Origin of the sequence: Acinetobacter sp. NIPH 1852, assembly GCF_022549455.1 — a bacterium.
GTDB lineage: Bacteria > Pseudomonadota > Gammaproteobacteria > Pseudomonadales > Moraxellaceae > Acinetobacter.
In genome coordinates this window covers 1-8,847 of the sequence record NZ_JAKZGG010000035.1, presented here as the reverse complement: position 1 = coordinate 8,847, position 8,847 = coordinate 1, and the positions used below count along the sequence as shown (strand labels likewise).

At 37.5% G+C, this 8,847-nt stretch carries 8 protein-coding genes and 2 pseudogenes; 7 read left to right on the top strand and 3 right to left on the bottom strand.

The features are described from left to right. Positions 1–68: 68 nt before the first annotated feature. A pseudogene (locus tag MMO38_RS16395) lies at positions 69–1,159 on the top strand (DUF4010 domain-containing protein). Between the two features lie 38 nt (positions 1,160–1,197). Here MMO38_RS16395 and MMO38_RS16390 read toward each other — a convergent pair. Together MMO38_RS16390 and MMO38_RS16385 are read right to left on the bottom strand one after the other, a co-directional pair. After that, positions 1,198–2,598, bottom strand: a complete 1,401-nt coding sequence (locus MMO38_RS16390) for a heavy metal sensor histidine kinase (RefSeq protein WP_086194808.1) — start codon at positions 2,596–2,598, stop codon at positions 1,198–1,200. Then, a complete protein-coding gene (locus MMO38_RS16385) occupies positions 2,591–3,271 on the bottom strand; it encodes a heavy metal response regulator transcription factor (RefSeq protein ID WP_005407402.1) in 681 nt (226 codons plus the stop codon). The genes MMO38_RS16390 and MMO38_RS16385 overlap by 8 nt, the downstream gene beginning before the upstream one ends. 148 nt (positions 3,272–3,419) lie before the next feature. Between MMO38_RS16385 and MMO38_RS16380 the strand changes: the two genes are divergently transcribed. The 3 genes from MMO38_RS16380 to MMO38_RS16370 all read left to right on the top strand — a co-directional run bounded on the left by MMO38_RS16380 (position 3,420) and on the right by MMO38_RS16370 (position 6,554). Next, positions 3,420–3,734, top strand: a complete 315-nt coding sequence (locus tag MMO38_RS16380; RefSeq protein WP_241324179.1) for a hypothetical protein — start codon at positions 3,420–3,422, stop codon at positions 3,732–3,734. Between the two features lie 89 nt (positions 3,735–3,823). After that, a complete protein-coding gene (locus MMO38_RS16375) occupies positions 3,824–5,647 on the top strand; it encodes a copper resistance system multicopper oxidase (RefSeq protein ID WP_241324178.1) in 1,824 nt (607 codons plus the stop codon). Then, on the top strand, positions 5,634–6,554 hold the full coding sequence (locus MMO38_RS16370) for a copper resistance protein B (RefSeq protein WP_241324177.1): 921 nt from the start codon (positions 5,634–5,636) through the stop codon (positions 6,552–6,554). The genes MMO38_RS16375 and MMO38_RS16370 overlap by 14 nt, the downstream gene beginning before the upstream one ends. 119 nt (positions 6,555–6,673) lie before the next feature. Here the strand turns inward: MMO38_RS16370 and MMO38_RS16365 are convergent. Beyond that, a pseudogene (locus MMO38_RS16365) lies at positions 6,674–7,378 on the bottom strand (IS6 family transposase). 209 nt (positions 7,379–7,587) lie between these two features. Between MMO38_RS16365 and MMO38_RS16360 the strand changes: the two are divergent. From MMO38_RS16360 to MMO38_RS16350, 3 genes are all read left to right on the top strand, one after another. Beyond that, complete coding sequence (locus tag MMO38_RS16360) at positions 7,588–7,875, top strand: BrnT family toxin (protein WP_241324176.1); 288 nt, start codon at positions 7,588–7,590, stop codon at positions 7,873–7,875. Next, positions 7,862–8,176, top strand: a complete 315-nt coding sequence (locus MMO38_RS16355) for a BrnA antitoxin family protein (protein WP_241324175.1) — start codon at positions 7,862–7,864, stop codon at positions 8,174–8,176. The genes MMO38_RS16360 and MMO38_RS16355 overlap by 14 nt, the downstream gene beginning before the upstream one ends. Positions 8,177–8,263: 87 nt before the next feature. Next, on the top strand, positions 8,264–8,779 hold the full coding sequence (locus tag MMO38_RS16350) for a hypothetical protein (protein WP_241324174.1): 516 nt from the start codon (positions 8,264–8,266) through the stop codon (positions 8,777–8,779). The last annotated feature ends 68 nt before the right edge of the window (positions 8,780–8,847 follow it).

Here is an 8,847-nt window from a genome sequence, read left to right as displayed (position 1 = left end):
AATCTAAGCAAAAATACCGTGTTGGATATCGTTAAAAGAAGTCGGAGTGAAAATCCTTAGCGTGCTATATTTTCCGTTTCCTGAGACGACCCCTATTAGGGCTTTCCCTTTTACTTACGGTATCCTACGCGCGTACCGCAAAAATTTCCGGTAATTTAAGCGCTACCACGACGATCGCGATGCTGTTGACATTAGTTCTAGGTGCATATGCATCCCATGGTAATGTTACTTTAGCATTAACAGCGGCTGTCATCGTGGCTGTATTTTTGGATCTCAAGCCAACCTTACATGGTTGGTTACGCTTGATCGAACATCGTGAATTAACCGCATCTCTACAGTTACTGGTACTTTCTGTCGTTATATTACCTTACTTACCCAATACGGGTATGGGACCTTTTGCTGCATTAAATCCTTACCAGTTATGGTGGGCAGTGATCCTGATTGCCGGACTCTCTCTGGCAGGTCATTTTGCCATGCGGCTCACCGGTTCAGAAAGAGGCATACTCTGGACAGGTCTATTGGGTGGTTTGGCATCTTCTACAGCTGCAACTGTCGCACTGGCACGCTATACACGCCAGCACCCCGTCATGGTCAGTGCTGCTATTTCTGGAACATTGGCTGCCTGTGGCATCATGTTTTTTCGTATGGCTGTACTGATAGGCGTCATTGAACCCGCACTTCTAAGCACTTTTGGTGGTGCAATGATGATTGCGGGAATCCTTTTGCTGGGTATGGCACTGTGGAGACAACGCCAAATTACCAGCGCTGAAAACAACGATCGAACAATAGAAGCAATGGCTCCTTTTGATCTTGGGACAGCATTCAGCTTCGCTGCTTTCCTGGCTGTCATGGCAGTCTTGGTTCCGGCAGCAAAACAATGGTTGGGCACCAGCGGCATCTTCGTACTATCGACTATTTCCGGGCTAGCAGACGTAGATGCTATTTTAGTCTCACTTGCCCGCCTGCATAGTACTGAAGGCTTAACAACAAATGTGGCTGCTGTCGCGCTAGGGCTGGCCACACTGAGCAACATATTAAGCAAAGCGACAATTGCATGGATGACAGGGGGGCACAGTTTGGCCGAGCCATCATAATTGGCTACACAATTGCCATGATAGGTGCTGGAGTAGCTCTGGCTCTCAGTTTGAGCTTTATGTAAGGTCAACTCGGGTAAATGGAGGATGTTCAAAAAATGAGTTAAAACGATTCCCCTTGCATGGATTCACTTTGAAAAACAATGGTAAAAATGATTCGACCATTGAGGGATTCAGCCTGGATGGTCGCCCCAAGCATATCAAGAATAGATTTTGTTATGGCAAGCCCTAAGCCGGTTCCTTCTTCTGTTCTTTGTCTAGACGCATCTGTTCGATAAAAACGATCAAATAATCTGGATAGTTGTTCAGGAGAGAGTTCAGGGCCTTCATTTTCAATTGAAAATATTGTGTTATCTAAATTCTGTTGAAGTTTTATCTGTATTGTAGAATTCTTGTTTCCATATTTAACTGCATTAGACAATAGGTTGCTGAGTGCGCGACGTAACATAGCAGGATCACCTTTTACATTGCCAGATCCTGTTTGTTGAAGTGTCATATTTTTTTCGGCAGCTAGAGCGTCATAGAAATCAAATAAAGCGGTAACTTCTTTAATGAGGTCAATATTCTGTAAGTTCTGTAAATTTAAGCCATGTTCTGCTTTTGCCAAGAAAAGCATATCGGACACCATTCGAGCCAAACGTTCAAATTCTTCTAAATTAGAAAATAGTATTTCTTGATAAGTACCAATATCTCGGTTACGGGCGAGACATACTTGAGTTTGGGTCATTAAATTATTAATCGGTGTTCTAATTTCATGTGCTAAATCAGATGAAAAATCGGAAAGTTTTTCTAAAGCTGACTCTAGTCTGTCCAGCATAGCATTGAAGGCGATTGCCAATGATTTTAGTTCGGTTGGTGTATGCTCAACTTCTAAACGTTCTGAAAGATGTTGAGCAGAAATTCCTTCTGCGACCTTAGCCATTTTTTGCACGGGTCTTAAACCTCTCCAGGTTGCAAACCAACCTAAAAACATTAAACAAATTGTACCAGCCAAACCAATATACAAAAGTTGACGCTTAAAATCTTTTAGAAAATGTAGATGTTCTGATGTATCGATCCCAACAATAATTCGTACAGATTGTATTTCAGAATTTCTATTTATACCTGTAGTGTAGATCATGCCACGATAGGTCTTATTTTGAACTTGCCATTTAATCCATGAATTATTTGCTGACTTGATTAAATTTTGAGTATTAATGATTGAGGATGCTGAACTAAATAAAATTTGGCCTGTCGGTCGTTCTATTTGGACCATAAGATCATGGTGTCCAACTAACGCATCTCTTAAATAAAGATTAAGTTCTGGAGAATTTTTAGGATGCTGTTGGAGAAGATTCTGAATAAGCTGGATTTTACCTTCTAATTGGGTACGGTCTTGAGTTTCAAAATGATGCATTACTAATTTATTTATGAACAAACCCATAATAATTAGAATGAAAATAGTAGATAATGAGAAAATGATACCGATCCGGAAACTGATCGCTCTGAATAAATTATTATTCATCCTCTACCTCTAGTACATACCCCATTCCTCGAATATTCTGAATTAATTTGGGAGTAAAGTTACTGTCAACTTTACTTCTTAATCGTTTAATAGCGACTTCAACGACATTCGTATCACTATCAAAATTCATATCCCAAATTTGAGAAGCAATCAGCGCTCTTGGTAAAATTTCACCTCGTCTACGCATAAAAAGTTCCATAAGCGCGAATTCTTTTGCCGTCAGATCAATGCGTTGACCCGCTCGCGTTACCCGACGTTTTCTCAAATCAAGTTCTAAATCAGCAATCTTAATAATATTACTATCTTCTCTTTGCTGCCCTCGTCTAAGGAGAGTTTTGATTCGAGCAAGAAGCTCTGCAAAAGCAAAAGGCTTTATTAAATAATCATCAGCGCCTAACTCTAGACCTTTTACTCGATCTTCTATCTGATCTCTGGCTGTTAAAAATAGAATGGGCATTGTTTTGCCACTTTTACGAATATCATTAATAATATTCCAACCATCCAGTCCGGGTAACATGACGTCTAAGATAATTAAGTCGTATTCTTCAGAAAGAGCTTGATGTTTACCTGTTAATCCATCTGTAACCCAGTCGGTAATATAACCCGCTTCGGATAAACCTTGTTTGAGATAGTCACCAGTTTTTTGTTCATCTTCAACCAATAATATTCTCATCTCAGAATCCTAAGTCATTCATTAAACCTATAATAACTTTATAAAACCCAAGATTGAGATAGATTACAAAAATGTCATTTTCAAGTCACTCAGATGTTCGGTGAAGCGTTTTATTATAATACGAAGAAACTTAATTTTAGAGAAACTTATGAAAACTGTATTGCGTCGTAGCTTAACTACTTTAGTGTGCATGGGAGCATTAATCGCAGGTACTCAATCTTGGGCAAATGATGCAAAAGATCTATCAAATTCGAAATCTAATGCTGTGACAACTGCAAAAAAAGCACAAGAGCCGTGTTCTAAACCTTGTAAGATGAACAAGGATAATAAAGTTCAGCAAGATCATAGTCAACATCAGTCTCCTAACTCATCTGACATGTCAAAAATGGATCATTCTATGATGAATATGGACCATTCTAAAATGGATCATTCAAAGATGAATATGCCTAGTAGCAATAAATAATTTTATAAATAGCGAGAAAGAAGTATTAAAGTTTATACTAAATATTTGCTTTATTACTTCAATCTTGACCTTTCTAAAGGTGAGATAGAATGTCAAAAAAGTTAAGTCATATACTCTTAATTGGAGTTGGTTTATTTTCATCAACTTGGGTAATGGCGGCAGTTAAAGAATATGATTTAACAATCGCTGAACAAACTGTAAATATCACAGGAAAACCAGTTGAGAGAATTACTGTAAATGGTAAATTCGTTGCACCACTTCTTGAATTTGAAGAAGGTGATGAGGCCGTTATCCGTGTTCACAATAAGTTAAAAAATCAGGACTCTTCAATCCATTGGCATGGCTTATTATTACCTGGAATTATGGATGGTGTACCTGGATTTAACAAATTTAATGGCATTGCCCCTAATAAAACTTATGAATATAAGTTTAAAGTCCGCCAAAATGGTACTTATTGGTATCATTCACATAGTAAAGGACAAGAACAAGACGGTTTATATGGTGCTTTTGTTATTTATCCTAAAGATAAAACTCCACTAACAGCTGCTGAAAAAACCGATAAAGATTACGTTGTTTTGCTTTCTGATTTTCATAATTCGACAAGTGATCAAATTATGAAAAATATTAAAAAAGAAGCAGACTACTATCAGAACCGCCGCGAAACAGTATTCGATGTATTAAAACAAGTTAAACGTGATGGGCTAAAAGCGACTTGGCAAGACCGTTCTATGTGGAATCAGATGCGAATGCTGAAAACAGATATGTCCGATGTGACTGGTTATACATTTTTAATGAATGGCAAGACACCTCAGCAAAATTGGACGGGTAACTTCAAAGCTGGTGAAAAAGTTCGCCTTCGTTTTATTAATGCTTCCGCTATGTCATTCTTTGATGTACGCATTCCAAACCTAAAAATGACTGTAGTCAGTGCTGATGGTCAACCTGTAAAGCCCGTTCCTGTAGATGAGTTCCGTATTGGTACTGCTGAAACTTATGACGTAATTGTGGAACCAAAACAAGCACATTACCAAATTGAAGCTGAATCTATTGATCGTACCGGTTTTTCAGTGGGAACATTACATGAAGAAAGCAGCCCAGCAGTCAAACAAATTGAGATGCCTAAATCTCGCCCTCGTGCTTTATTAACTATGGAAGATATGGGGATGAGCCATGACATGTCATCTATGAAAGATATGAATCATGATATGTCTTCTATGAAAGATATGAAGCATGACATGTCATCTATGAAAGATATGAATCATGATATGTCTTCTATGAAAGATATGAATCATGATATGTCTTCTATGAAAGATATGAAGCATGATATGTCAAGGAATACCGCTCCTAAAAACTCATCAAATACAAATGACGATACTGTATTTGGATGGGCAAATGCTTCAACCCCTGTAGGTAAAAAAGCTTTGCAATATAGTGATCTTCAAGCTCTTGACCAACAACAAGATACTCGTGCTCCAGAACGCGAAATTGAAGTACGACTTGGCGGAAATATGGAGCGTTATATCTGGACAATCAATGGTAAAAAATTCAATGAAACGGAGCCATTAGAAGTTAAATATGGTGAACGGATTAGATTGAAATTTATAAATGACAGTATGATGGCTCACCCAATGCATTTACATGGAATGTTTATGCAACTTGAAAATGGTCAAGACCCTAGTAGTATGCCGAATAAACATACAGTAATTGTTCCACCAGGGAAAACTATAACTACTCTGCTTACAGCCGATGAATTAGGTGAGTGGGCTATTCATTGCCACCTGCTTTACCATATGAGCGCAGGAATGATGAATAAACTAATTGTGGCCCAAGTAGACAAAGATAGTGTTTCAAAAAATATTGTTGCTCAGCCCCCAATAAGTGAGAAGGGAGTAAATCCACATGCAAATCACTAAGAATTTCTTCTCAAAAACAGTCTTATCAATTGCATTAATAAGTATATCAAACTTAACTTTTGCTAATAGCAGCACTTCGGAACAAGAAAGTAATATTACAAATGGTATGAGAGTCTTATTACAGGAGTCTGGTGGCTTAAGATATAGCCCCCAAGAATTGTATCCAGAATATTATTCAATGGAAAATGCAAATGGGGGAGATAATATTATTCTGACCGCAAGAAAGAGATCACCCCCATCTCATGATGATCATCTTAAAGAACATGGTGGACAAATTTATCAAGCAACAAAACTTGAAAATGCATGGATAGTTGATGAAGATGGTAAGGGTACACTAGGAACGAAGTTTGAAACTTTGATTGGGACAGATGAAAATCGTCTATTTATTGAAGCCAATTCGGAAAAGTCAGAAAGTAATGATCCAAAATATGCTGTATCAGCACTTTATAGCCGTAACGTAGCCCCATTTTGGGATGTACAAGCTGGGGTAAGATATAGTGAAGATAAAAATAACAGCAGCAGCGATCGAGTGGATGGGGTTATTGGTATATTAGGTCTAGCTCCTTATTTCTTTGAAACACAAGCATATCTTTATGGCGGTGAGAATAATTTTTGGGGAGCAAGTTTTGAATTAGAACGTGATTTGCTTTTAACTCAGAAACTTATTACTCAACCTTATATCGAAGCAGATGTAATATTTAGCGATGATTCTAACTATGCTGCAAAATCAGGTTTATCAGAACTAAAAACTGGTATCAAAACTAGATATGAGATTACCAAACGAATTAAACCTTTTGTTGATGTAGCTTATCAATATGAAAAGGGACAAAAGCTAACTTCTATGCAACAAGCTTCCAATTCAGAAAAAGGATGGTTGTATGGTGCAGGTATCGAGTTTGTTTTTTAAAAGCGATTTAAATAAACAACAAAAATAGCAGTTTAATACTGCTATTTTTCTTTTGTATGCTTATTTTGGGCACTGTTGCAAATAGAGATTTGAGACGATGATATTCCCTTCAAAAAAGCTTAGAGACCGAAAACCCTGTTGATTAGACACACTTCACCCTGAGGCTGACCATAATAAAATGACGATGCTTGTCCTTTACGTAGTGCACGCATGACTTCAATACCTTTAATTGTGGCATAAGCCGTCTTCATAGATTTGAATCCTAATGTGGCCCTGATGATCCGCTTTAACTTACCATGATCACATTCAATGACATTATTTTTATACTTAATCTGCTTGTGCTCAATATCTACTGGACATTTTCCTTCTCGCTTTAACCGTGATAAAGCATGGCCATAGGTCGCTGCTTTATCTGTATTGATGACCCGTGGAATTTGCCATTTTTTCACCGTATTGAAGATCTTTCCTAAGAAACAATAGGCTGATTTACTGTTCCGTCTAGCGGAAAGGTAAAAGTCAATCGTATGACCACGTTGATCAACTGCACGATACATGTAAGTCCATCGCCCCTTCACTTTGATATAAGTCTCATCCATATGCTATGAATGTAAATCTGTAGGATTACGCCAATACCAGCGTAACCGTTTTTCCATTTCTGGAGCATAACGCTGAACCCAACGATAAATTGTACTGTGATCCACATTTATGCCTCGTTCAGCGAGCATTTCTTGAAATTCACGATAGCTGATGCCATATTTATAATACCAACGAACAGCCCAAAGAATGATTTCACCTTGAAAGTGCCGACCGTGGAAGGGATTCATCTGCTGTATCTCGAAATAAATAAGATATTTAACTTATCATGTCAGCCTATTTGCAACAGTGCCCCAAAAAGCCGATTTTGAAACAAGTCAGCTTTTTTATGATCGATTTTGATAGTTCTTGCCAATAAATCAGACTAAAAATTACGCTTCTCAACTTGAGTGATACAATTTCGTGATACATTATTGTATATACAAATTTGAATGTTTTTATGGAACAGTATTTCGAATGGGATGAAGCAAAGAATCGAAAGAATCAGAAAAAGCACGATGTCTCTTTCGAAACGGCAAGCCTTGTTTTTGATGATCCGCTGAGGATCTCAATCCAGGATAGACATACCGATGGTGAAGAACGTTGGCAGACCATTGGGAAAGTAAAAGGCGTACTAATGCTCTTAGTAGCTCACACCATCTTTGATGAAGATGACTGTGGAATCATAAGAATTATTAGCGCAAGACAGGTAACTAAAGCGGAGCGAGATAAATATGAGCATGGTTAGACACTCACGCAAAGAACTGAATGAAAAATTCAGCGACAAGCAAGATGCTGAAATTAAACGCTTGCTTGCTAAGGGAACGGTTCCTGACGATCACCTAGATCTATCAGATATTCCTGAAATTACCGACTGGAGTAATGCTGTACGCCAAAATCAATTCTACCGTCCAGTGAAGCAACAAACTTCAATTCGGTTAGATGCTGATGTGCTTGCTTGGTTCAAAGCACAAGGGAAAGGTTATCAAACACGTATGAATGAAATCTTACGGGATGCTATGCTTAAAGAATTAAAAAATCATCGATAAAAATAGGAGCTTAAGCTCTCATTTTTGAATTAGCATAACGTGTATTATATTAATTTTAGAAAAATTTAATTGAAGTTAGGTCCTAGAATGTCAATCTTACAGAATGCTGTTGATTCAATATCTTTAGGGATTGAAGACTATGAAATGGCTACAAGTGATGTAAGAAGATATGTTTCTTGTACTAGAAACATATTTGCAGGAATTTTATTACTTTTTAAACATAAGTTAAGTGAACTAAGTCCAAATGGTTCTGATGAAGTTCTAATTAAACAAAAAATCATCCCAAAAATTGAAATAGATTCAATTATTTGGGTGGGTGAAGGAAAAAAAACTGTAGATGTACAAGGAATACAGGAGCGTTTTAAAAGTCTTAATATTAACGTAAATTGGAAAAAGCTAAATGAAGTCCAAACTTATAGAAATAATATAGAACATTACTATGCTACGGCTTCACCTGGCTCGGTCCAAAAAATGATCTCCGACTCATTTATAGTGATCGTAAACTTTATTCAAGACCATTTAGAAGAAGATCCTAGAGAATTATTAGGTTTAGATACTTATGAAGTTATGAGATCTATAGGGCTTTGTTGCACAAAGATTTGAAATGCAAAGCGCCCCTAATTGAGCCAAATTTAAGGCGTAACTTGGGTAAGTGGTCGACCTAATTCCGT